Source organism: Pseudofrankia asymbiotica (assembly GCF_001983105.1).
GTDB lineage: Bacteria > Actinomycetota > Actinomycetes > Frankiales > Frankiaceae > Pseudofrankia > Pseudofrankia asymbiotica.
Map to the genome: position 1 here is coordinate 1 of NZ_MOMC01000160.1, position 2049 is coordinate 2049.

1 protein-coding gene is annotated in these 2049 nt (G+C 79.2%); it reads left to right on the forward strand.

The annotated features are described in order from the left end of the window. Positions 1 to 2049: polyketide synthase dehydratase domain-containing protein (locus tag BL253_RS38955; RefSeq protein WP_198946573.1), on the forward strand; the 2049-nt coding region annotated here is incomplete at both ends.

Genomic DNA, 2049 nt, shown 5'->3' on the forward strand with positions numbered 1-2049 from the left:
CCACACCCTCCACACCCACCACACCACCCACTACCTCGAACTCACCCCCCACCCCACCCTCACCCCACCCACCCTCGAAACCCTCCACACCCTGCACGCGGCCGACGACACCGACGGCACCGGCCAGCACGTCCTGCCGCTGGCCAGCCCGCACCAGCCCGCGGCCCACACCGTCGCCACGGTCCTGGCCACTCTCTGGACGCACGGACGCGTCCCCGGCCCCGGACCGGCCGCCGCCGGCGCGGGCACCGGCGCGGACCTGAGCGCGCGACTGCCCACCTACCCGTTCCAGCACAAGCGCTACTGGCTGCACGCGCGGCCCGCCCGCGAGACGGGCGACCCAGGGCGCCTCGGCCTGGGGAGCAGCGCACACGCCCTGCTCGGCGCCGCGGTGCCCCTGGCCGGCGACGGCGGGCTCGTGCTCACGGGGCGGATCTCCGTCGCCGAGCAGCCCTGGCTCGCCGACCACGCGATCGACGGGACCACCCTGCTGCCCGCCGCCGCCTTCCTCGACCTCGCCCTGCACGCCGCCCGGCACGCGGTGGACGCCGGCGACGACCGCGACGAGCCGCCCGGCCTGGAGTCCCTCGCCCTGGAGGCCCCGCTGGCGCTCGGCCGCCGCGACGCCGTGCAGGTCCAGGTGGTCCTCGGGCCGCCCGACGGCCCGCGGCGCACGGTCGCGATCCATGCCCGGCCGGAGACGCCGCCGGGGCGGCCGGCGGCGTCGTGGACCCGGCACGCCTCCGGCGTCGTGACGACGGCCTCCGGGGCTGGCCGCGCCCAGGTCGCCGACCTCGCGGACTGGCCGCCGGCGGACGGCGCCGAGATCGACGTGACCGCTCTGTACGAGCGGCTGGCCGACGAGGGCTACCACTACGGGCCGGCGTTCCGCGGCCTGGCCTCGGCCTGGCGCCACGGCGAGGACCTGGCCGGCGAGGTCGGGCTCGGCGCGGGCGACGCGGCGGAGCCGGCCGGCTTCGGCATCCATCCGGCGCTGCTCGACGCCGCCCTGCACCTCGTCCACCTGGACAGCCACGGCCGTGCCGACGCCGGCCAGGCCGGCGCGGACCCCTCCCACATCCGGCTGCCGTTCGCCTGGTCCGGCGTCACCCTGCACGCGACCGGCACGGCCGTCGCCCGGGTGCGCCTGGCCGCCACCGGGGCCGACGCCTACGCGCTGACCCTCGCGGACGCCGACGGCGCGCCCGTCCTCACCGTCGACGAGCTGGTGATCCGCTCGTCGGCACGCGCGGCGCTGCCCCGGCCGGCGGCCACCGACGCCTCATCACTGCTGCGCCTGGAGTGGACCGCGGCGCCCGGCGCCCGGCTCGGCCCGGCCGCGACGCCGGCCTTGCTCCTGACCAGGCAGGGCGGCCCGCTGGCCGACGCGCTACGGCCGCGGGCGGTGCACGAGGATCTGCCCGCCCTGATCGCGGCGCTGGACGACGAGGCGGTACCGGAGCTGGTCGTCGCCGACCTCGCGGCCCTCGCCGGACCGCCGGGAGACCCCGCCCGCGAGACGGTCGGCACGTTCGCCGACGACGGGCCGGACGAGGCACCGGCGGCGGCCCGCGCCGGCGCCGAGCGGGTCCTCGGCCTGCTGCGGAACTGGCTCGCCGAACCGCGCCTCGGCGCGACCCGCCTCGTCCTGGTCACCCACGGCGCCGTCGGCACGGACGACGACGACCCGGTCCCGGCGCTCCCGCTCGCTCCGGTCTGGGGCATGGTGCGCACCGCGCAGGCCGAGCACCCCGGCCGGTTCGCCCTCCTGGACCTCGACGACCAGCCCGGCAGCCTCGCCGCCCTGCCGGCGGCCTTCGCCCAGGCCGCCACCGAACCCCAGCTCGCGCTGCGCGCCGGCGCGCTGCTCGCCCCTCGGCTCGCCTACCTGCCGGCGACGTCCGACGACGGCCGGACCCGCGGCGGCGCCGACGGCTCGCCCGAGCCGGTGCTCGACCCGGACGGCACGGTCCTCATCACCGGCGGCACCGGCACCCTCGGCGGACTCGTCGCCCGCCACCTCGTCACCCGGCACGGCGCCCGCCACCT